Genomic DNA, 20829 nt, shown 5'->3' on the forward strand with positions numbered 1-20829 from the left:
TACCCAGATCGATACCAATGAGCGCAATGTTTTCCATGATAGTTCTCCGAATGAAAGCCTGTCCTCAGCATAGTACCGGGAAGGAGGGAGTGACCATCTCATTAAATGTCTCTGATTATTCATCGCACGTGTTTACTGCTGCTGGCCTGCGTCGCCCTCAGCCATGCTCCCTTCGTCCTGGCAGAAGAAGAGTGTCAGGTGGTTTCGTCTGTAAAGAGTATCAATAATGGTCTGCTACGTCGGGAGGCGATGCGCGAGGTCAGCACGGATATTGCCGGAAAAACGTACCGGGGTTATGCCTCGTCAGAACGTGAGATCCAGGTGTCGGTGATCTGCCCGGACGCGCGCAAGATCCGCCTGCAGGTGGACGGCCCGGCCCGTGGAAATAAAGCGTATCGCTTTAGCGACAACGGTGTGCTGAAAATCACGGCGAAAGAGGCCCGCATGGATAATGGTGCCGTGCAGCTGGCGGCCGTGCCGCGCGGCGCGGCGCAGGTCACCGCGGGTGCAGCGGAGGTTACGCTGCCACCGGATACGTCGCTTGTGGCGGTGAACGGCAGCGAGGTGGCGGGCAAACAGCTGGTTGTTACGCTCTCGGTGGTCACTTATCTCAACGATAACGCGTTCAGGACCGGCAACACGGCGGAACTCGAAGAAATGCTGACGGTGAATTACGTTACCCTCGCGGCGCAGTAAACGCCGCCTTGCCCGACGGACGCGTGCTGTCGGGCTTTTTTATGCCATGCCCGCCAGACGCAGCAGCGCCGTAACGACCGCCGCCGCCACGATCACCACAATTAACGGCATTTTTCGCCAGGCCAGAAACACCGCAAACGCCACGCCCAGCACCCGCGCCATTCCGGCGAAATGTTCCCCTTCATAGAAGGTGGTCGCCAGCGCCACGGAAAACAGCAACACCGTTGCCGCATCCGACAGCAGTGCCTGAGATCGCTCGGACAGCGCCAGTCGGCTACCCAGTTTCGCCCCGCCAAGACGCATCAGATAGGTCCCTGCTGACAGAATGGCGATACCGAGGATAAAGAGGGTCATGTTTTCCATTATTTTTTCCTCGCGGCGAGACCGAGTAAAGAGAGCAGTACCGGTAAGCCCACCGGAGCGAACGGTACGGCGGCCAGCGACAGGGCGGCGCCGCTGCAAGCGCGGATGAACGTGGTGCGGTTTTTAAACGCCGGAACCACTAAGGCCAGCAAAATGGCCGGAAATACCGCGTCCAGCCCGATGGTTTCCGGGGCCGGCAACAGTTTTCCGACCATGGCACCCAGCAGGGTACCCAGCGGCCAGAGAATGGCAACGCCCAGGCCGCACAGCCAGTAGGCCGTTTTGCGCTGCTCCGGGGTTTTTTGCGACAGCCCAAACACCACGCTTTCGTCGTTCATGATGTGGCAGCCCAAAAAACTTAAACCGCGTTTACCCACCAGCTCGCGCACCGTAACGCCAAACGGCACATGGCGGGCGTTCACCAGCAGCCCGGCCGCGGCCGCCGCCAGTGGGTTACCCCCGCTCGCCACGATACCGATAAACATAAACTCCGAGGCCCCCGCCAGCACGGTAATAGACAGTACAAACGGTACCCACAGCGGGAAACCGTAGGCCATCGCCAGCGAGCCGTATGACATCCCCACCACGCCAACGGCGAGGCAAACGAGGATAATTGCTTTGATGGTGTCGCCTTTCAGGCAAGAGAGAGAACGTTTCATACAATTTTAGCCATATCGAACGTGTATCCATTATAATGAACGGATCAGATTCGGTTTACAAGATGAACGAATCGTTCGATTTATAGAACAAGAGGCCGTTTATGACGCAGCCAATCAGCGTGATCGCCAAAAGTCTGGTGCGAGAACGCCTGCGAACCGGACTTTCACTGGCGGAAATTGCCCGCCGTGCCGGTATCGCCAAATCCACACTTTCGCAGCTGGAGTCCGGCAATGGCAATCCCAGCCTTGAGACGCTGTGGTCGCTATGTGTGGCGCTGGATATTCCCTTTGCACGGTTGCTGGAGCCGCAGCAGCCGACCACGCAGGTGATCCGCCGCGGTGAAGGCACAAAAGTGGTCGCCGGGCAGGCCAATTACGAAGCCATTCTGCTGGCGGCATGCCCCCCGGGCGCACGGCGCGATGTCTACCTGCTCATCACCCAGCCAGGTGCCGATCGTATTTCCCAGCCCCATTCACCGGGGTCGGTTGAACATATTATTGTGACCCAGGGCCGGGCACTGGTCGGTCTGCTTGATGCCGCGGAGGTGCTGGAGGCAGGGGATTACATTTGCTATCCCGCCGACGAACCGCATATCTTCAAGGCCCTGGAGCCAGACACCTACGCGCTACTGGTGGCGGAACAAAATTAACCAGGAAACGGAAACGCATGTCGCTTAAAGCTATCGCCAAAGAACTGGGGCTTTCGGTTACCACCGTCAGTCGTGCCCTCAACGGATATGACGACGTCTCCAGCGAGACGCGCGCCCGCGTGGAAGCGGAAGCCCAGCGACGCGGCTATCGGCCCAATACCTTTGCCCGTCGTCTGAAGATGGGCAAGATCGACGCGGTGGGGCTGGTTTTTCCGGTACATCCTGTTCCGCTCAATAACAGCGTATTTATGGACATGGTCGGCGAAATTAGCCACGAACTGGCGCGACATGAAATCGATCTCCTGCTGATTGCCGATGACGATCTGGCCGATAAACACAGCTATATGCGCATGGTGCAAAGCCGTCGCGTGGATGCGCTGATTGTGGCGCACACGCTGGATCACGATCCGCGCCTTGAGCAGCTTCAGGCTGCCGGATTCCCCTTTCTGGCTCTCGGACGCAGTCAGCTGCCGCAGCCCTACGCGTGGTTTGATTTTGACAACTACGCCGGTACGTATCAGGCCACCCGCTGGCTGATCGAAAAAGGCCATCAGCGCATTGCTTTGCTCGGCGAAAGTAACAACCAGGCGTTCATCACCCAGCGTCGCCAGGGGTATCTGGATGCGCTGCGTGAAGCCGGGCTGTCCAGCGAGTGGCTGCGCGCCATGCCGCCTTCCCGCCGGGTCGGCTACGCCACAACAAAAGAGCTGCTCTCTCTGCCGCAACCCCCCACGGCCATCATCACCGACTGCAACACCCACGGCGACGGCGCGGCAATGGCGCTGGCACAGCTTGGCCGTCTAACCGGCGAGAATGCCGTATCGCTGGTGGTCTACGACGGTTTGCCCCAGGACAGCATCGTCGATATCGACGTGGCGGCGGTGATCCAGTCTACCCGTCAGGGCGTCGGGAAGCAGATTGCCGATATGGTGCGCCAGCTGATTAACGGCGACGACATCGACACTCTTCAGGTGCTCTGGCAGCCGGAATTCTCCCCAGGCCAGACGGCGTAAACAACGCAAAATTCCAAACCCGATCACAGATCCGAAACGTTTTGGTTTGTATCCGAAACGTTTCGGATCAACACTCAGGACATCCCGATGACTGGAGATGTCTGATGCAAGATTCCGTTTTTCGACTCGTAAGCAACACGGTGGACGTGGTGATAAAAACGCACCCGTTTGCCGAAATTCTCTACTGGGGGCCGCACCTTCAGCACTTTTCGCCGCAGGATGCCGCTACGCTCGAACGCCCGGTGGCTAACGGCAGGCTCGACGTGGATTCCCCGGTTACGCTGATGGCTGAACCTGGACACGGCCTGTTTGGTTCACCCGGCATTGAGGGGCACCGGCAGGGGCTGGATGGTTCCCCGGTTTTCAGCACCACCGACGTGCAGCAGCAGGGACAAACCCTGACGATAACGGCAGAAGATGAACACGCGGGCCTGCGCCTGACCAGCGTGCTGGCGCTGGACGCCAGCGGCGTGCTGGTCGTGCGGCACGGCGTAACCAACCTGAAATCGCAGGCGTGGCAGGTGGACCGTTTTGCCGTCACGCTGCCCGTGGCGGAGCGCGCCCGGGAGGTGATGGCGTTTCATGGCCGCTGGATCCGTGAATTCCAGCCGCACCGCGTCATGCTGGAGCATGACAGCTTTTTGATTGAGAACCGCCGGGGTAGAACGTCTCACGAACACTTCCCGGCGCTCATTTCAGGCACGCCGTCGTTCAGCGAAATGCACGGCGACGTCTGGGGTGTGCATCTGGGCTGGAGCGGCAACCATCGCCTTCGCGCTCAAGCCAAAACCGATGGCCGTCGCTATCTGCAAGCGGAAGCGCTCTACCTGCCAGGAGAGATGGCGCTGGAAGAGGGACAAACGCTCTGGACGCCACGCCTTTATGCGAGCTACTCCGCGCACGGGCTGAACGGCATGAGCCAGCAGTTTCACCGCTACCTGCGCGACAACATCATCCGTTTCCCGGAAAACAAACCGCGTCCGGTCCATCTCAACACCTGGGAGGGGATCTACTTCAACCATGATCCGAACTACATCATGCGTATGGCTGACGAGGCGGCCGCGCTGGGTGTGGAACGCTTTATCATCGACGACGGCTGGTTTAAAGGGCGCAACGACGACCATGCTGCGCTGGGCGACTGGTATCTGGATGAAAAAAAATACCCGAACGGCCTGCGGCCAGTGATCGACCATGTCAAAAACCTCGGCATGGAGTTCGGCATCTGGATTGAACCGGAGATGATCAACCCGGATTCCGATCTCTACCGCGAGCATCCTGACTGGGTTCTGGCGCTGCCGGGATACGCGCAGGCGACCGGACGACACCAGCTGGTGCTCAACCTGAACATTCCGCAAGCGTTTGATTACCTGGTGGAGCGCATGAGCTGGCTGCTGGGTGAGCATGCGGTTGATTATGTGAAATGGGATATGAACCGCGAGCTGGTGCAGCCTGGCCATAACGGCAGAGCGGCCGCCGACGCGCAGACCCGCCAGTTTTATCGACTTTTAGATGTGTTGGGCGAGCGTTTCCCGCATATTGAATTTGAATCCTGCTCCTCCGGTGGCGGACGAATCGATTACGAGGTGCTGACTCGCAGCCATCGCTTCTGGGCGTCCGACAACAACGACGCGCTGGAGCGCAACGCTATTCAGCGCGGCATGAGCTACTTCTTCCCGCCGGAGGTGATGGGCGCGCATATCGGTCATCATAAATGCCACGCGACGTTCCGCCAGCACAGCATTGCCTTCCGCGGCCTGACGGCGCTGTTTGGCCATATGGGGCTGGAGCTGGATCCGCTCACCGTCGATGAGAAAGAGCGCGAAGGTTATCGCCATTACGCTGCGCTGCATAAGCAGTGGCGCGAGGTGATCCACCATGGCACCCAGTGGCGCGTAGATATGCCGGACGTCACCACGCTGGCACAGGGGATCGTGAGCGAAGACAAGTCGCAGGGACTGTTTATCGTCAGCCAGCTCGCGATGCCGGATTATACCCTGATGATGCCGCTGCGCATGCCGGGGCTGGAGGCCAGCGCGCAGTACCGTATCTCGCTGCTCGATCACCCGAATATTCAGATTACGGGAGAGGGGGGGCACACCATGCGCAAGCTGCCAGCATGGATGGAGACACCGCAAACGGTGAGCGGTGAGTGGCTGATGCAGGCGGGTATTGCGCTGCCGATTCTCGATCCGGAAACCGCCATTCTGATTGGTGTGGAACGCGTGTAAGGGTGACGGGCCGGGAAACTGGCCCTCCGTTGAGGATAAAAATAATGAACACAACAACCTGTACCCACAAAGACAACCCTAACTTCTGGATCTTCGGGCTGTTCTTCTTTCTCTACTTCTTCATCATGGCCACCTGCTTTCCGTTCCTGCCTATCTGGCTGTCGGACATCATCGGCCTGAACAAAACCCATACCGGCATTGTTTTCTCCTGCATTTCGCTGTCGGCTATCGCCTTCCAGCCGGTGCTGGGGGTGATTTCGGACAAGCTGGGGCTGAAGAAGCATCTGCTGTGGATTATCTCTGTACTGCTCTTTCTGTTCGCGCCCTTCTTCCTGTACGTCTTCGCGCCGCTGCTGAAAACCAACATCTGGCTGGGTGCGCTGAGCGGCGGGCTGTATATCGGCTTTGTTTTCTCGGCCGGGTCCGGGGCGATTGAGGCCTATATCGAACGCGTGAGCCGCAACAGCGCCTTTGAATACGGCAAGGCGCGCATGTTCGGCTGCCTTGGCTGGGGGCTGTGCGCCTCAACGGGGGGCATCCTGTTTGGTATCGATCCGTCATACGTTTTCTGGATGGGATCGGCGGCGGCGCTGTTGCTGATGCTGCTGCTGGTGGTCGCAAAGCCGAAGCCCAATCAGACGGTACAGGTGATGAATGCCCTGGGGGCCAACCAGCCGCAGATCACCGCGAAAACGGTCTTTAACCTGTTCCGTCAGCGCAGAATGTGGATGTTTATTCTGTACGTGATTGGCGTGGCCTGCGTCTATGACGTTTTTGATCAGCAGTTCGCCACCTTCTTCAAAACCTTCTTCGCCACGCCGCAGGAGGGCACTCGCGCCTTTGGTTTCGCGACGACGGCGGGGGAGATCTGTAACGCCATTATTATGTTCTGCTCGCCGTGGATCATTAACCGTATTGGGGCGAAAAATACGCTGCTGATCGCCGGATTGATTATGGCGACGCGCATCATCGGCTCGTCGTTTGCCACCACCGCCGTGGAGGTCATCGCCCTGAAAATGCTGCACGCGCTGGAGGTCCCGTTCCTGCTGGTGGGGGCATTCAAGTACATCACCGGCGTGTTTGATACGCGACTCTCGGCCACTATCTATCTGATTGGCTTCCAGTTTGCCAAACAGTCAGCGGCCATTTTCCTCTCCGCCTTTGCCGGAAATATGTATGACCGGATCGGCTTCCAGGAGACGTATCTGATGCTGGGCTGCTTCGTGCTGGCAATTACGGTGGTGTCGGCGTTTACGCTGAGCAGCAGGCAGGAGATAGCCGCTGCCGCGGGCGCGGCAGCGTTAACCAGTCAGTCCAGATAAAACACCTCTTCCAGCCCGGTACTCACCGGGCTGTTGTCCGGGTTCGACGGCATTACATCACGCATGTGTTTCCACCAGCGCTGGCAGACGTCGGTATTCGCGACCGCGTTCCAGCGCTCCTCCGATTCAATCTCTACGGTGGCAAACAGCAGGTTACGTTCCCGGTCGAGATAAATGGCGTAGTGGTGCGCGCCGTGGTCCTTCAGCACCGCTTCCAGCTCGGGCCAGATGGGATTGTGGCGACGCGCGTACTCTTCGTGCGCGTCCGGGTTTACCTGCATCACAAAGGCTTTGCGGATCATAATGCCTCCAGATACAGCTCGCGCACCTCGTCGCGGCTGGCGGTGCGCGGGTTGCATGGCGCGCACGGGTCGGCGAGGGCTTTATCCAGCCAGCCTTCGATATCGGCTTTGGTGACACCAAGCTGGCTGAAGCCGGACGGAATGCCGACGCGGGTGCTCAGATCGCGAATCGCCTGAATCGCTGACATGCTGGCCGCCTCGTCGCTCATGCCGCGCGTGTCGACGCCCATCGCCTGCGCCACGCGAGCAAACCGTGCTACGGCATTCGGGCGGTTAAAGTTTTCAACGATCGGCAGCAGGATGGCGTTACACACGCCGTGCGGCAGATTGTGCGTCGCGCCCGGCTGGTGCGCCAGGGCATGCACGAGGCCGAGGCCAGCACTGTTAAACGCCATGCCCGCCAGATACTGACCAAACGCCATCTGCTCGCGTGCTTCCAGGTTATGACCGTCGTCGACCGCTTTGGGCAGCCAGAGGTTAATCAGGCGAATTGCTTCCAGCGCGTTGGCATCGGTCAGCGGGTGCGCGCCAACGGACACATAGGCTTCAATGGCATGGGTTAACGCATCCATTCCCGTTGCGGCAGTGACGGACGCAGGAATATCCAGCATCACGCTGGCATCATCCACGGCGATATCCGGAATGATGTTCGGGTCGATGATCACCTCTTTCACCTGACGCGCGGAGTCAATAATCACCGCGTTGCTGGTCATCTCCGCCGCCGTGCCTGCGGTGGTGTTGATCGCCACCAGCGGCACGCCCGGGTTTTTCACCTTGCCGACGCCGGAATAATCGGTGGACGGACCCGGATTGGCGGTGAGGATTTTAATCGCTTTGGCGGTATCAATCGGGCTGCCGCCACCAAAGGCGATAAGATAATCACATTCCGCGTCCCGGTATGCTGCATAGCCTTTTTGCACCAGCGCCTCCGTCGGGTTGGGAAAGACTCCGTCAAACAGCTGATATGACATCTGGTGCGCATCCAGCGCGGTAAACAGACTGTCCAGCAGGCCCAGCTTCACCAGCTGGCCGTCGGTGACAATCAGCGCTTTGCCCCACCGTTTGTTCGCCACCAGCCTGACCATGTCGCCAATAGCGCCCGCGCCGTGCAGGCTGATTTTTGGCAGTGCCAACATAAAGCTCATGATAATTCTCCTTAACTATCGCCCGGACCGTTCGGTCAGCGAGGGTTTATGCATATATTTCCAGCGCTGAACGGAGCGGGGTTACGCCGAAGCGCTTGCCGAGCGCAATAAGTTCTTCGCGGGTAATGGTTTGCTTCATACCGCCCATGGAATAAACCTTTACCAGCACTTCAGCGGATTTCTCGGCGGTGTCGATCAGGCCGAAGGTTTCATCAAGCGTAGGGCCGCTGCCGAAGACGCCGTGGAACGGCCACAGCACCAGCGAATGTTTTTGCATATCTCTGGCGGTCGCCTGGCCGATTTCGTCGGTGCCCGGTACCATCCACGGCAGAATGCCGACCCCGTCCGGGAAGACCACCAGACACTCGGTGCTGCCTTCCCACAGCTTGCGGGTGATGAAGTCAGAGCTGTTTTCCAGCACGTAGGTCAGGGCGATCAGGTTGGTGGCGTGGCAGTGCATGATCACGCGGTCTTTGCCGTCAGTCGCCTTAATGCGCTCGCAGTGCGAGAGGAAGTGCGCCGGCAGTTCAGAGGTGGGTACCGCCTCATCGGTCAGGCCCCACAGGATGTGGTAGCCCGCGCCGTCGCTGTCCACTTTCACCACGCCAAGGTTGGCCTGCGGATCAAGCTGGACGTTACGGAAGAACTTGCCGGAACCGGTGACGATAAACGGCGTGTTGGCGAGCAGCGGCATGGGCTGGCTCAGGGCAATATAGCGCGGCTTCTGGTGGAAATCGGCAGTGTAGGGTTCGATATCTGCGTCGTCCAGGCGCAGCGTCAGGTTGCCGCCGTTACGCTCGTCCCAACCCTTCAGCCAGGCATCGGAGGTGGCTTTGATCATGCCCTGGACGAACCAGGAGGTGGTGATGGTCTGCATAGTTTTCTTTTCCAGTTATCGCGGTGAGGTGAAATCCCTCACCCCAGCCCTCTCCCACAGGGAGAGGGGGTAAAAGTTCCCTCTCCCTGTGGGAGAGGGTTAGGGTGAGGGCAAAATTACCCGCGCTGACTCAATACGTCTTTTTCATACGCCCGCACGTTTTCCAGCCACTGGCTGCCTGCCGGGGCGTCGTGACGCTGGCAGTACATCTCCCACACCGCCTGCCACGGCAGGGATTTTTGCTCTTCCAGCAGCGCCAGGCGCGCGGTGTAGTCGCCGTTTGCTTCCAGCTGTTTCAGCGCGGCGACTGGCTCCAGCAGGGCGCGCAGCAGGGCTTTTTTCATATTGCGGGTGCCGATCACCCACGCCGCGATGCGGTTGATGGAGGCGTCGAAGAAGTCGAGGCCAATGTGCACGCGGTCGAAGAGGTCATGACGGATGATTTCGCTGGCAATCGCCTGGGTTTCGTCATCCAGCAGCACCACGTGGTCGCTGTCCCAGCGCACCGGACGGCTGACGTGCAGCAGCAGGCGCGGCACGAAGAGCATGGCGGCGGAGATTTTGTCGGAGATCACTTCTGTGGGGTGGAAGTGACCGGCGTCCAGGCACAACGCGGTCTGGCGGCTGGTGGCGTAACCCATGTAGAACTCGTTCGAGCCGACGGTGTAGCTCTCAGCGCCAATGCCGAATAGCTTGCTCTCCACCGCGTCGATGTGGTGCGCCGGGTTGAGTTTTTCGCTGATGGCCTCATCCAGCGCGGCCAGCAGGCGCTGACGCGGGGCGAGACGGTCGACGGTGATGTCTTTCATGCCGTCCGGGATCCAGATGTTCATCACCGACGGCGTGCCAAGCTGCTCGCCAAACCAGGCTGAGACGCGCCGGCAGGCTTTAACGTGGTCGATCCAGAACTGACGGATCTCGTCGTTGGCATGCGCAAGGGTAAACCCGTCTGCGCTCAGCGGGTGCGAGAAGCAGGACGGGTTAAAGTCCAGACCCAGCTTGTTGGCTTTGGCCCATTCCACCCAGTTTTTAAAGTGCTCCGGTTTGATTGCGTTACGCGCCACCGGCTCGTCGGACTCCAGATAGATCGCGTGCAGGTTCAGGCGTTTTGGCCCCGGGATCAGACTCAGCGCCAGTTCCAGATCCGCACGCAGTTCGGTGGCGTTGCGCGCTTTGCCCGGATAGTTACCCGTCGCCTGAATGCCACCCGTCAGAGAACCGCCCGGGTTCTCGAAGCCGGCGACGTCATCGCCCTGCCAGCAGTGCATGGAGACAGGCAGACGGTCGAGCTGGCGCAGCGCCGCGTCGACATCCACGCCGACGGCGGCGAAACGCTGTTTAGCCAGGTCCCAGGCTTGTTCAAGTTGAGTGGTCATGCGCAAAGCTCCTTAGTCAGTCGTTTTTGCTGAAACTGCGCCCGGTAGCGGGCAATTTCATGGCAGGGATTAGGGGTAAAGGTGGTCAGGCGGGTATTCGCGGTGACCACCGAACGGAATTCGTCGACGTCTGAAAGTTCGTCCAGAGTCATCAGTTGAATACCGATGTTGCCGAGCGTTGAGGCCTCCACCGGACCCGCCACCACGGTGATGCCGCAGGCATCGGCGCAGAGCTGGTTCAGCAGCTGGTTCTGGCAGCCGCCGCCCACGATATGCAGCTGGCTGAACGGTTTGCCGCGAAGGCTCGCCAGCTCGCTCAGAACATCCGCGTAGAGCAGGGCCAGGCTGTCAAAAATGCAGCGCGCCAGCTCGGCAGGACGGGAAGGCACCGGCTGACCGGCTTCGAAACAGGCGGCCTGGATTTCGGCGCTCATATGCACCGGGTTAATAAAGCGGTCGTCGTTCGGGTTGATCAGGAACGTACAGGCCTTCAGCTTTTCGGTCTCTGCGATAAGCGCAGGCAGGTCGGCAATGTGTTGCTCTTTCAGCATCCTCTGGAGCAGCCAGAGCCCCATGATGTTCTTCAGCACGCGGTAGCGGCCTTCGGCACCGCCTTCGTTAGTGATGTTTGCTGCCATTGCGGCGTCGCTGGTGTACGGCGTTTTGCTCTCAAAGCCCATCAGCGACCAGGTGCCGGAAGAGAGATAGGCCGCGTCTTTACCGGCCAACGGCGATGCAATCACCGCGCTGGCGGTGTCGTGACTGGCGACGGCGACCACCGGGATTTCATTCCCCTGCGGGCAAATCCAGTAACCGATTACGTTACCCGGATGGGTCGGCGTGCCGAACCAGGAAGGCGAAGCGCCGGTCCAGGCCAGCAGGGTTTCATCCCAGCTGTCGGTGTTGATGTTGACCAGCTGCGTGGTGGTGGCGTTGGTGTATTCCCAGTTCATGTTGCCGGTCAGCCGGTAGCTTAAGTAGTCCGGGATCAGCAGCGCGTGCGCCACCTTTTTGACCAGCTCCGGCTGCTGCTCAACCAGCGCGCGCAGCTGATACAGCGTGTTAAAGGACAGAAACTGAATGCCGCTGCGGCCATAGATGTTGTCCTTGCCAAGCTGCGCGATGGCCTGTGCCATCAGCCCGTCGGTGCGGCTGTCGCGATACGAGACGGGCAGGCCGACGCGTTCGCCGTGGCTGTCGAGCAGAACGTAGTCCACCCCCCAGGTATCAATGCCAATGCTGTCGATGCGAATGCCGTCGTTGCAGACGTTGTTCAGCCCGGTGCGGATCTCCGCTTCCAGGGCATCAATATCCCAGGTATCAAAACCGTTCTGTTTTTGCAGGCAGTTGGCGAAACGGTGCATTTCGCGAAGCGTAAGTGTGCGCTTGCCGCAGTCCCAGGTGGCGAGCATTACGCGGCCGCTGGATGCGCCTAAATCGACAGCCACACAATGGCGAAAAGTCATGGTCAGGTCCCTTCTTAAGTCATTGGTGTTGAGTGTAAAAAAGGGAAGAAAAGACCACCTTCTCGTCACTGACAGCCCGAATCTCGCGCTGGCAAGAAAGCAAAGATGAACGTGAGGGAGTTCACAATTTCCAGTCAGGGCGGGGTTTTCGGGCAATGTGACGTTGACCGCATTTCCCGATTTTTCCGTCTGTTTCTTGAAAAATGGACAGCTTTTGCGACGTTTGCTGTCAAAAATTTAAGGTGAGTGTGGAAGGCCTTAATTACTATTTTGAGAACTTTTCTCATTGGTGGGGGCCGTTATGACCGTACTGCACAGCGTCGATTTTTTCCCGTCGGGAACGTCTCCGGTCGCGATTGAGCCACGGCTCCCGCAGGCTGCGTTTCCTGAACATCATCATGATTTTCATGAAATTGTGATTGTCGAGCATGGGACAGGCATTCATGTCTTTAACGGCCAGCCGTACACCATCAGCGGCGGTATGGTGTGCTTCGTGCGCGATCACGACAGGCATTTGTATGAACATACCGACAATCTGTGCCTGACCAACGTGCTCTATCGTTCGCCAGACGCGTTCCAGTTTCTGTCGGGGTTGAACAAGCTCCTGCCTCAGGAGCAGGATGGGCACTACCCGTCTCACTGGCGGGTGAATCAGTCCACGTTGCAGCAGGTGCGCCAGCTGGTGAATCAACTGGAGCAGAGCGAGGACGGGCAGGAGACCCATGCCATTGCCACCCGCGAGCTGCTGTTTATGCAGCTGCTGGTGCTGCTGCGTCGCAGCTCTCTGGTGGAAGGGCTGGCAAATAACGACGCGCGGCTGAACCAGCTGATGGCCTGGCTGGAGGACCATTTCGCCGAGGATGTGTGCTGGGAAACGCTGGCAGATGATTTTTCGCTGTCGTTACGCACGCTTCATCGTCAGCTCAAGCAACACACCGGGCTGACGCCCCAGCGCTACCTCAATCGCCTGCGCCTGATTAAGGCGCGTCATCTTTTACGTCATACCGATGAAAGCGTCACGGATATCGCCTATCGCTGCGGTTTCGGCGACAGTAATCACTTTTCAACCCTTTTTCGCCGCGAGTTTAGCTGGTCGCCGCGCGATATCCGTCAGGGGAAGGATGCTTCACTCCAGTAACGCGAAGGCAATCACCGTTTTATTGCCGCAAAAAGGCTAATAATGTCCGGTTATTCACCGTAGAGGTTGTGGTGTGGCCGCTCAGTTAATTCTTCGCAAAGATGATTTTTTTGCCTCCGCGAGTCAGGCCGTCGCGGTGGCCGACCGCTACCCGCAAAATGTCTTTGCCGAGCATACCCATGAATTTTGCGAGCTGGTGCTGGTGTGGCGCGGCAACGGCTTACACATCCTCAATGACAGGCCCTACCGCATTACGCGTGGCGATCTGTTTTACATTCGCGCCGAAGACAAACACGCCTACGCCTCGGTTAACGATCTGGTGTTGCAGAACGTGATCTACTGCCCGGACAGGCTCAAACTGAACGTCGACTGGGCGGCCCATATCCCGGGTTTTCTCAATGCCAGAGGCGAACCCCACTGGCGCTTGAGCAGCAGCGGCATGGCACAGGTGCGCCAGACGATCTCCCAGCTGGAGCAGGAGAGCCAGAAGCACGATCCGGTGGCAAACCCGATGGCGGAACTGCTGTTCGCCCAGCTGGTCATGACCCTCAAACGCCATCGTTACGCTACCGATAACCCCTCCGCGACCGTTCAGGAAGCGCTGCTGGACAAGCTGATCGCCCGGCTTGCGGGCAGCCTGAATAAAAGTTTCGTGCTGGAAAAGTTCTGCGAGCAGGAGCAGTGCAGCGAGCGCGCGCTGCGCCAGCAGTTCCGCACCCAGACTGGGATGACGGTGAACCACTACCTGCGCCAGTTGCGCATCTGCCACGCCCAGTATCTGTTGCAGCATACGGAGCTGATGGTCAGTGAGGTGGCGATGCGCTGCGGGTTTGAGGACAGTAATTACTTTTCGGTGGTATTTAACCGCGAGGTGGGGATGACGCCGGTTCAGTGGCGTCATCGCAGTCGAAAGGCAGCGTAATCAGTTCGCCATGCCGAGGCCGACAATGTTAGCGGCAATGATGATCACCACGCAGCCCAGGCTCAGGACGCCCACCGGACGACGCCCGGCGTTATTCCACTCCTTCAGTACCAGCCCAACCAGTCCGCCACACAGTACGTAGAAGCTCATGTGCAGCATCCAGCTTATGTAGTCGTACTGCGGTGGAATGCTGGCGTGACCCCAGGCGTAGAAAAAGAACTGCAGATACCACATGAGGCCGCCCAGCATCGACAGCAGCACATTGGTGATGATTAAGGATTTTGCCAGTGAGAAATCGGCTTTTACCGACAGATCCTTCACTTTTGTCAGACGAATGAAGCAGAAGCCGAGGTTTACCAGCGCGCCGCCGCCCATGATCACCACGTAGCTTGGCAGCGCCACGTACAGCGGGTCGACGCCCAGCGCGGCGGCCGCTTCGTGCATAGGTTTTGCGGCGTTCATGGCGAACGACATGCCCGCCGAGAAGATGCCGCACATCACTGCCAGCAGCAGCCCTTTCTTCAGGTTAAAGTCCTCGGCTTTGATGCCCATCTTGCGCTCTTTCAGCTGACCCGCACGGGTGACGATACCCACGCCGATCACCGCGACAAGCACGCCCAGCAGCGTCATCTGCCCGCCTTTGGTGTTGAGCAACACATCGACATTGCCGTTAAGAATGGGCGTCATCAGCGTGCCGACGATCAGGGTAATGCCAATTGCGATGCCGATACCCATCGACATCCCGAGGTAGCGCATGGTCAGGCCATAGTTGATGTTGCCGATGCCCCACATCGCACCGAACAGAAACACCGGCAGCAGGGTGGAGGCACTGAAGGAGGTGAAGTAGCCCCAGAAATCCGGGAGCAGCATGGCGCTAATGGTCCACGGCAAAATCAGCCAGGAGACGGTACCGCCAACCGACCACATGGTTTCCCACGACCACCCTTTCACCTTTTTGAACGGGGCATAGAAACAGGCTGCACTGGCTGCGCCTATCAAATGCCAGAAGATACCCATCGTAATCGCATGATTCATTTTTACGTCCTCATCGTTTTTATAGCCGGTGGCTTCCCCCCGACTTGATGAGTGTAAAAATTAGGCGGTTCAGGAACCTTCAGAAGGTTGCCGCACTTTGGTTCTGGATGGCAATCAGCACGTTAACCGGGTGAGCAGACTCACAATTTTGTCATTTGGCAAAACCCAAATAACCTTATAAAAACTACGGCATTGATAATCATTTTCAATATCATTTAATTAACTATAATGAACCAACTGCTTACGCGGCATTAACAGCTGTGCCGCCCGACACTAATGGAGAGGATTATGAGTTATACACTGCCATCCCTGCCGTATGCCTATGACGCACTGGAACCGCATTTCGACAAGCAGACGATGGAAATCCATCACACTAAACACCACCAGACCTATGTGAACAACGCGAATGCTGCGCTGGAAAGCCTGCCAGAGTTCGCTAACCTGCCTGTTGAAGAGCTGATCACTAAACTGGATCAGCTGCCAGCGGACAAGAAAACCGTACTGCGTAACAACGCGGGCGGCCACGCTAACCACAGCCTGTTCTGGAAAGGCCTGAAAACCGGTACCACCCTGCAGGGCGACCTGAAAGCGGCTATCGAGCGCGACTTCGGTTCTGTTGATAACTTCAAAGCGGAATTCGAAAAAGCGGCTGCAACCCGTTTCGGCTCCGGCTGGGCGTGGCTGGTTCTGAAAGGTGACAAACTGGCGGTCGTTTCTACCGCAAACCAGGACTCCCCGCTGATGGGTGAAGCGATTTCTGGCGCATCTGGTTTCCCAATTCTGGGTCTGGACGTGTGGGAACACGCTTACTACCTGAAGTTCCAGAACCGTCGCCCGGACTACATCAAAGCCTTCTGGGATGTGGTGAACTGGGACGAAGCTGCAGCGCGTTTCGCCGCGAAAAAATAAGGTTGCATTGACGCCTGTGAGAAGCGAGTCTGTTGACTCGCTTTTTTTGTATCTGAAGGAGTAGAGATGCATTACCCGGTGAATGTGTTTACAGGCAAGGTAAGGGAATACGACGGCAGCCGCCCGAGCGCCATCGCCAAAGTGCAGGTCGACGGAGAGCTGACGTTAACCGAACTCGGGCTTGCGGGCGACGAGCAGGCCGAGAAGAAAATCCACGGCGGGCCCGAACGCGCGCTGTGCCACTATCCGCGCGAGCATTATCAATACTGGATAACCGAATTCCCTGAACAGGCGGACCTGTTCGTCGCCCCCGCGTTCGGTGAGAATCTCTCCACCGAAGGGCTGACGGAGAAGAACGTCTTCATTGGTGATATTTTCCGCTGGGGTGATGCCCTGATTCAGGTAACGCAACCGCGCTCGCCATGCTTCAAGCTTAACTTCCATTTTGGCATTAACGACATGTCCGCACGGCTGCAGAGCGCGGGCAAAACCGGCTGGCTGTACCGGGTGGTGCTGGCGGGGCAGGTGTCTGCGGATGCGCCGCTGGAGCTGGTGTCGCGCCTGAGCGATGTGTCGGTGTATGACGCCTGTGCCATTGCCTGGCATATGCCGTTTGATGACGAGCAATATCATCGGCTGTTGTCGGCGGCAGGGTTATCCACCAGCTGGACAAGAACGATGAAGAAACGCCGCACTAGTCGGCAGATTGAGGATAATTCGCGGAGATTGTGGGGGAAATAGTGCCCCTCACCCCGGCCCTCTCCCCAAAGGGGCAAGGGTGAAAAAACCGCACCGAGCAGTCCCCTCTCCCCTTTGGGGAGAGGGTTAGGGTGAGGGGATTACGCGCGCTTATACAACGGTAGCCACAGCGTTAACCGCAGCCCGCCCAACGGACTGTCGTCGGCTTTCACCCAGCCACGATGCTGCTGCATAGCGGTTTCAACAATCGCCAGACCCAGCCCGGTACCGCCAGATTCACGGTCCCGCGCCTCGTCGGTGCGGTAGAACGGACGGAAAATCTGCTCGCGATCTTCCGGGCTTACGCCTGGACCATCGTCATCCACAATGATGGTGATACCGTCTTTATCCACCGAGAAGGCCACCTCAATCTTCGTATGCGAGTAGCGCAGGGCGTTACGCACGATATTCTCCAGCGCGCTCTCCAGCGTGTTTGGGTTACCGTACAGCGGCCATGGCCCCGGCGGGAAGTTGACGGTGAACGATTTACCCATCTGTTCCGCTTCGAACGCCGCGTTGTCTAACACTTCATGCCACAGCTGATTGGCTTTCACCGTTTCGCTCACCAGCGCGTTTTTCTGCTGATTGCGCGACATCACCAGCAGATCGTTGATCATGCTGTCCAGACGCTGGGCTTCGGTTTCGATACGTTCCAGCTCTTTGCTCTCACCGCTGCGGCGACGCAGCAGTGCGGTGCCCAGCTGGAGTCGCGTGAGCGGCGTACGCAGTTCGTGCGAGATATCCGACAGCAGCCGCTGCTGCGTGGTCATCATGCGCTCAAGAGCGGTGATCATCTGGTTGAAACTGGCCCCGGCGGCAAGAAACTCCTGCGGTCCGGCTTCCAGCTCAGGGTGCTGTCGCAGGTTACCCTGCGCCACTTCGTCGGCGGCGTTTTTCAGCTTACGCGCCGGTTTCGCCAGACTCCACGCCAGCCAAAGCAACAGCGGTGAACTGACCAGCATCGTCACAATCAGCAGCAGAAGCGGACGGTCAAACAGCAGGTTGATAAAATCGGACTGGGAATTGCTCGCCGGGCGAATCAAATAAAGCTGGTAGTTATCTTCCCTATCCCTGACTGAGAAAGGGCCCACCATCTCAACCCGACCATATTTTTTCTTCTGCGGATGATCGGCGTTATCCGCCTGGCCAATAAAGTTGCGGATGATCTGCATTTCATTGCGATCCGCGCCAATCACGCGGCCTTCGCTGGTCACCAGCAGCAGGCGTTGTCCGGGAGGTGCCCATTTGTCGATAGCGCGAAACAGTCTGCGCCACCACATCAAATCGTTTGGCGGATCGTTTGCCAGCTCGGCTTCTACGTGCTGCTCGATCATCACGCCCTGACGTTGCTCGCTGTCGAGAAGCTCCGTCATCTGGCGTGAGTCGAGTTTTGGCAACATCAAAACCAGCATTAAAACCAGTGCCAGCGTCAGCCAGAAGATGGCGAAGATGCGGGCGGTTAAGCTTCCTATCATGAAGCGGAAACCATCAGATAGCCGCGACCACGCAGGGTTTTAAACCACGGATGACCGTCTTTACGCTCCGGCAGTTTGCGGCGCAGGTTCGAGATATGCATATCGATGGCGCGGTCAAACGGCGTGAGGCGTTTACCCAGCACTTCCTGGCTTAAGTGTTCACGCGATACCACCTGGCCGAGGTGCTGCGCCAGCAGATACAGCAGCGTGAACTCGGTACCGGTCAGCTCCAGCGTTTCACCGTCAAAGCTCGCTTCCTGACGACCCGGATTGAGGCTCAGTGAGTCCACTTCCAGCGTCGGTGAACTGTTGTCAGTATTCTGCTGCTGTTCGCTCCAGTGGGAACGACGCAGGATAGCGCGAATACGGGCAACCAGTTCGCGGTCGTTGAACGGCTTCGGTAGATAGTCATCCGCACCCAGCTCAAGGCCGAGTACACGGTCTAGTTCGCTGCCGCGTGCGGTCAGCATGATAACGGGGGTCTGGTGTGTCTGGCGAAGCTCTTTCAGCGTATCAATGCCGTTTTTCTTCGGCATCATGACGTCGAGCAAAAGTAGATCGATGCTGTCGTCAAGGAGACTCAGCGCCTGCTCGCCATCATGGGCGACCAGAACGTTGAAACCTTCCATGTCGAGCAACTCCTTTAAAAGAGATGTGAGCTCTCGGTCATCATCAACTAACAGGATTTTATTCATTGTTTAAATACCTCCGAGGCAGAAATTACGACATCAAGGCTATCTAATCCATGACTTTACGTTGTTTTACACCCCCTGACGCATGTTTGCAGCCTGAATCGTAGACTGTCTCTCGTTGAATCGCGACATGAAAGATTTTGGGAGCAAGTGATGCGCAAAGTTACCGCTGCCGTCATGGCCTCAACGCTGGCGTTCAGTGCGTTTAGCCAGGCCGCTGTAGCTATCATCGGCGATAACGCGTCCTCACAAGAGGGCATCGCGCAGCACAGCAGCCAAAGCCATATGTTTGACGGCATAAGTTTAACCGAACATCAGCGTCAACAGATGCGAGATCTGATGCAGAGGGCACGACACGATCAGCCCCCTGTTAATGTTAGCGAAATGGAGACAATGCATCGCCTTGTCACCGCAGAAAATTTTGACGAAAACGCTGTACGTGCTCAGGCAGAAAAAATGGCACAGGAGCAGGTTGCCCGCCAGGTAGAGATGGCGAAGGTTCGCAACCAGATGTTCCACCTGTTGTCGCCCGAGCAGCAAGCGGTTTTGAACCAGAAACATCAGCAACGTATGGACCAATTGCGTAAGGTTGCACGGATGCAGCGAAGCTCAGAAACGACGCTTTTCAGTAGCAATAGCAGTACCCGTAGTAACCAGTAAACCCTGTTTTCCTTGCCATAGACACCATCCCTGTCTTCCCCCACATGATGTGGGGGTTTTTTTTGCCCTTCATTCTGATGTGTTAACCGTTTATTCATCCTTTGACTCCGTAACCTTCCGTTATACTAGCGGCATGGCATGACAGGAGTATTTATGAATCAATCCTATGGAAGACTGGTCAGCCGGGCCGCCATTGCCGCGACGGTCGTGGCCTCAAGCTTACTGGTCATCAAAATATTCGCGTGGTGGTACACGGGCTCGGTCAGTATTCTGGCGGCGCTGGTGGACTCGTTGATGGATATTGCCGCCTCGCTGACCAACCTGCTGGTGGTGCGTTACTCGCTGCAACCGGCGGATGAAGAGCACACCTTCGGGCACGGCAAAGCCGAATCGCTGGCGGCGCTGGCGCAAAGTATGTTTATTTCCGGCTCTGCGCTGTTTCTGTTTTTAACCGGCATTCAGCATCTTGTTTCGCCATCACCCATGAACGATCCCGGCGTGGGCGTGGTGGTGACGGTGGCTGCACTTATATGCACCCTTATTCTTGTAACGTTCCAGCGCTGGGTGGTTCGAAAAACGCAAAGTCAGGCTGTACGGGCGGATATGCTTCATTATCAGTCTGATGTTATGATGAATGGCGCTATTCTTATTGCGCTCGGTCTGGCCTGGTATGGCTGGCATCGGGCCGATGCGTTATTTGCGTTAGGGATTGGCATCTATATTTTATACAGCGCTTTGCGGATGGGGTATGACGCGGTGCAATCGCTTCTTGACCGTGCGCTCCCCGACGCAGAACGCGATGAAATTTATACTATCGTGACCTCCTGGCCGGGTGTCAGTGGTGCTCACGATCTTCGTACGCGGCAGTCAGGGCCGACCCGCTTTATTCAGATTCACATAGAAATGGAAGACAACCTGCCATTGGTTCAGGCTCACGTTATTGCTGAGCAGGTGGAGCAGGCGATTTTGCAGCGTTTCCCTGGGTCAGACGTCATTATTCACCAGGATCCCTGCTCGGTTGTACCCGGTTATGTTGGGCTTTCGTAATTCGTTGTAAAAAAGTGAGCCAGGCCAGCATTTTGTGTATAAATTACCGCCATTTGGTCTGACCTGAATCAATTCAGCTGGAAGTGGTTGATATACTATTTGCAGTATTCGTTGGT

21 protein-coding genes are annotated in these 20829 nt (G+C 57.6%); 11 read left to right on the top strand and 10 right to left on the bottom strand.

All coding sequences use genetic code 11. The features are described 5' to 3' along the window. The first annotated feature begins 105 nt into the window (after positions 1–105). A complete protein-coding gene (locus tag ACOTX3_RS19935) occupies positions 106–696 on the top strand; it encodes a hypothetical protein (protein ID WP_045901596.1) in 591 nt (196 codons plus the stop codon). A 39-nt stretch (positions 697–735) separates the two neighbouring features. On the opposite strand, the gene ACOTX3_RS19940 is transcribed toward ACOTX3_RS19935, so the two are convergent. Together ACOTX3_RS19940 and ACOTX3_RS19945 are read right to left on the bottom strand one after the other, a co-directional pair. Continuing rightward, positions 736–1059, bottom strand: coding sequence for an AzlD domain-containing protein (locus tag ACOTX3_RS19940; protein WP_020686891.1), 324 nt, complete (start codon positions 1057–1059; stop codon positions 736–738). Beyond that, complete coding sequence (locus ACOTX3_RS19945; RefSeq protein WP_038985297.1) at positions 1059–1718, bottom strand: AzlC family ABC transporter permease; 660 nt, start codon at positions 1716–1718, stop codon at positions 1059–1061. Before ACOTX3_RS19945 ends, ACOTX3_RS19940 begins: the two co-directional genes overlap by 1 nt. A 101-nt stretch (positions 1719–1819) precedes the next feature. Here ACOTX3_RS19945 and ACOTX3_RS19950 point away from each other — a divergent pair, with 101 nt between their 5' ends. The 4 genes from ACOTX3_RS19950 (at position 1820) to ACOTX3_RS19965 (ending at position 6931) form a co-directional block, all read left to right on the top strand. Next, complete coding sequence (locus ACOTX3_RS19950) at positions 1820–2368, top strand: helix-turn-helix domain-containing protein (RefSeq protein WP_013099345.1); 549 nt, start codon at positions 1820–1822, stop codon at positions 2366–2368. After that, positions 2287–3381 carry a LacI family DNA-binding transcriptional regulator gene (locus ACOTX3_RS19955; RefSeq protein ID WP_255250413.1) on the top strand — a complete coding sequence of 365 codons (1095 nt, stop codon included), beginning with the start codon at positions 2287–2289 and terminating at the stop codon, positions 3379–3381. Before ACOTX3_RS19950 ends, ACOTX3_RS19955 begins: the two co-directional genes overlap by 82 nt. 104 nt (positions 3382–3485) lie before the next feature. Continuing rightward, the gene (locus ACOTX3_RS19960) at positions 3486–5609 is read left to right on the top strand and encodes an alpha-galactosidase (RefSeq protein WP_058679007.1); all 2124 of its coding nucleotides are present in this window, start codon (positions 3486–3488) and stop codon (positions 5607–5609) included. A 44-nt stretch (positions 5610–5653) separates the two neighbouring features. Further along, the gene (locus ACOTX3_RS19965) at positions 5654–6931 is read left to right on the top strand and encodes an MFS transporter (RefSeq protein ID WP_058679006.1); all 1278 of its coding nucleotides are present in this window, start codon (positions 5654–5656) and stop codon (positions 6929–6931) included. Here ACOTX3_RS19965 and rhaM read toward each other — a convergent pair. The 5 genes from rhaM to rhaB all read right to left on the bottom strand — a co-directional run bounded on the left by rhaM (position 6919) and on the right by rhaB (position 12097). Then, positions 6919–7233 (bottom strand): L-rhamnose mutarotase, encoded by a 315-nt coding sequence (gene rhaM, locus ACOTX3_RS19970; RefSeq protein WP_013099341.1) that lies wholly within the window; start codon positions 7231–7233, stop codon positions 6919–6921. The two genes, ACOTX3_RS19965 and rhaM, sit on opposite strands and share 13 nt — an antisense overlap. Continuing rightward, positions 7230–8378, bottom strand: coding sequence for a lactaldehyde reductase (fucO, locus tag ACOTX3_RS19975; RefSeq protein WP_058679005.1), 1149 nt, complete (start codon positions 8376–8378; stop codon positions 7230–7232). Before fucO ends, rhaM begins: the two co-directional genes overlap by 4 nt. A gap of 46 nt (positions 8379–8424) precedes the next feature. Then, the gene (gene rhaD, locus ACOTX3_RS19980) at positions 8425–9255 is read right to left on the bottom strand and encodes a rhamnulose-1-phosphate aldolase (protein ID WP_040020321.1); all 831 of its coding nucleotides are present in this window, start codon (positions 9253–9255) and stop codon (positions 8425–8427) included. Between the two features lie 116 nt (positions 9256–9371). Then, positions 9372–10631: an L-rhamnose isomerase gene (gene rhaA / locus ACOTX3_RS19985; RefSeq protein WP_058679004.1), complete on the bottom strand. Its 1260-nt coding sequence runs from the start codon at positions 10629–10631 to the stop codon at positions 9372–9374. Continuing rightward, a complete protein-coding gene (gene rhaB, locus ACOTX3_RS19990) occupies positions 10628–12097 on the bottom strand; it encodes a rhamnulokinase (RefSeq protein ID WP_058679003.1) in 1470 nt (489 codons plus the stop codon). Before rhaB ends, rhaA begins: the two co-directional genes overlap by 4 nt. 301 nt (positions 12098–12398) lie before the next feature. Between rhaB and rhaS the strand changes: the two genes are divergently transcribed. Both rhaS and rhaR read left to right on the top strand, forming a co-directional pair. After that, entirely contained in the window at positions 12399–13235 is an 837-nt protein-coding gene (gene rhaS / locus ACOTX3_RS19995) for an HTH-type transcriptional activator RhaS (RefSeq protein WP_013099335.1), read from the top strand. Between the two features lie 73 nt (positions 13236–13308). Continuing rightward, positions 13309–14157: an HTH-type transcriptional activator RhaR gene (rhaR, locus tag ACOTX3_RS20000; RefSeq protein ID WP_013099334.1), complete on the top strand. Its 849-nt coding sequence runs from the start codon at positions 13309–13311 to the stop codon at positions 14155–14157. Here rhaR and rhaT read toward each other — a convergent pair whose 3' ends face one another. Further along, on the bottom strand, positions 14158–15192 hold the full coding sequence (gene rhaT / locus ACOTX3_RS20005; RefSeq protein ID WP_058679001.1) for an L-rhamnose/proton symporter RhaT: 1035 nt from the start codon (positions 15190–15192) through the stop codon (positions 14158–14160). A gap of 288 nt (positions 15193–15480) precedes the next feature. On the opposite strand from rhaT, the gene sodA reads away from it, so the two are divergent. Both sodA and yiiM read left to right on the top strand, forming a co-directional pair. After that, the gene (sodA, locus tag ACOTX3_RS20010; protein WP_003861999.1) at positions 15481–16101 is read left to right on the top strand and encodes a superoxide dismutase [Mn]; all 621 of its coding nucleotides are present in this window, start codon (positions 15481–15483) and stop codon (positions 16099–16101) included. Between the two features lie 66 nt (positions 16102–16167). Next, on the top strand, positions 16168–16842 hold the full coding sequence (gene yiiM / locus ACOTX3_RS20015) for a 6-hydroxyaminopurine reductase (RefSeq protein WP_058679000.1): 675 nt from the start codon (positions 16168–16170) through the stop codon (positions 16840–16842). A gap of 98 nt (positions 16843–16940) precedes the next feature. Here yiiM and cpxA read toward each other — a convergent pair whose 3' ends face one another. After that, complete coding sequence (gene cpxA / locus ACOTX3_RS20020) at positions 16941–18314, bottom strand: envelope stress sensor histidine kinase CpxA (protein ID WP_127869247.1); 1374 nt, start codon at positions 18312–18314, stop codon at positions 16941–16943. Continuing rightward, positions 18311–19009, bottom strand: a complete 699-nt coding sequence (gene cpxR, locus ACOTX3_RS20025; protein ID WP_003862004.1) for an envelope stress response regulator transcription factor CpxR — start codon at positions 19007–19009, stop codon at positions 18311–18313. The genes cpxA and cpxR overlap by 4 nt, the downstream gene beginning before the upstream one ends. A 150-nt stretch (positions 19010–19159) precedes the next feature. Between cpxR and cpxP the strand changes: the two genes are divergently transcribed. Together cpxP and fieF are read left to right on the top strand one after the other, a co-directional pair. Beyond that, positions 19160–19666 (top strand): cell-envelope stress modulator CpxP, encoded by a 507-nt coding sequence (gene cpxP / locus ACOTX3_RS20030; protein WP_013099329.1) that lies wholly within the window; start codon positions 19160–19162, stop codon positions 19664–19666. Between the two features lie 153 nt (positions 19667–19819). Beyond that, complete coding sequence (fieF, locus tag ACOTX3_RS20035) at positions 19820–20713, top strand: CDF family cation-efflux transporter FieF (RefSeq protein WP_058679174.1); 894 nt, start codon at positions 19820–19822, stop codon at positions 20711–20713. Positions 20714–20829 lie beyond the last annotated feature (116 nt).

It is taken from the genome of Enterobacter cloacae complex sp. IR5384, assembly GCF_049237265.1.
Taxonomy (GTDB): Bacteria; Pseudomonadota; Gammaproteobacteria; order Enterobacterales; family Enterobacteriaceae; genus Enterobacter; species Enterobacter cloacae.

Bases quoted from the DNA above. Each gene is read 5' to 3' on its own strand.
- cpxA (WP_127869247.1), bottom strand. From the start codon at position 18,314: ATGATAGGAAGCTTAACCGCCCGCATCTTCGCCATCTTCTGGCTGACG.
- ACOTX3_RS19965 (WP_058679006.1), top strand. From the start codon at position 5,654: ATGAACACAACAACCTGTACCCACAAAGACAACCCTAACTTCTGGATC.
- sodA (WP_003861999.1), top strand. From the start codon at position 15,481: ATGAGTTATACACTGCCATCCCTGCCGTATGCCTATGACGCACTGGAA.
- rhaS (WP_013099335.1), top strand. From the start codon at position 12,399: ATGACCGTACTGCACAGCGTCGATTTTTTCCCGTCGGGAACGTCTCCG.
- ACOTX3_RS19940 (WP_020686891.1), bottom strand. From the start codon at position 1,059: ATGGAAAACATGACCCTCTTTATCCTCGGTATCGCCATTCTGTCAGCA.
- rhaT (WP_058679001.1), bottom strand. From the start codon at position 15,192: ATGAATCATGCGATTACGATGGGTATCTTCTGGCATTTGATAGGCGCA.
- rhaD (WP_040020321.1), bottom strand. From the start codon at position 9,255: ATGCAGACCATCACCACCTCCTGGTTCGTCCAGGGCATGATCAAAGCC.
- ACOTX3_RS19945 (WP_038985297.1), bottom strand. From the start codon at position 1,718: ATGAAACGTTCTCTCTCTTGCCTGAAAGGCGACACCATCAAAGCAATT.
- cpxR (WP_003862004.1), bottom strand. From the start codon at position 19,009: ATGAATAAAATCCTGTTAGTTGATGATGACCGAGAGCTCACATCTCTT.
- ACOTX3_RS19960 (WP_058679007.1), top strand. From the start codon at position 3,486: ATGCAAGATTCCGTTTTTCGACTCGTAAGCAACACGGTGGACGTGGTG.
- ACOTX3_RS19950 (WP_013099345.1), top strand. From the start codon at position 1,820: ATGACGCAGCCAATCAGCGTGATCGCCAAAAGTCTGGTGCGAGAACGC.
- ACOTX3_RS19935 (WP_045901596.1), top strand. From the start codon at position 106: ATGTCTCTGATTATTCATCGCACGTGTTTACTGCTGCTGGCCTGCGTC.
- rhaB (WP_058679003.1), bottom strand. From the start codon at position 12,097: ATGACTTTTCGCCATTGTGTGGCTGTCGATTTAGGCGCATCCAGCGGC.
- fieF (WP_058679174.1), top strand. From the start codon at position 19,820: ATGAATCAATCCTATGGAAGACTGGTCAGCCGGGCCGCCATTGCCGCG.
- yiiM (WP_058679000.1), top strand. From the start codon at position 16,168: ATGCATTACCCGGTGAATGTGTTTACAGGCAAGGTAAGGGAATACGAC.
- rhaA (WP_058679004.1), bottom strand. From the start codon at position 10,631: ATGACCACTCAACTTGAACAAGCCTGGGACCTGGCTAAACAGCGTTTC.
- rhaM (WP_013099341.1), bottom strand. From the start codon at position 7,233: ATGATCCGCAAAGCCTTTGTGATGCAGGTAAACCCGGACGCGCACGAA.
- cpxP (WP_013099329.1), top strand. From the start codon at position 19,160: ATGCGCAAAGTTACCGCTGCCGTCATGGCCTCAACGCTGGCGTTCAGT.
- fucO (WP_058679005.1), bottom strand. From the start codon at position 8,378: ATGAGCTTTATGTTGGCACTGCCAAAAATCAGCCTGCACGGCGCGGGC.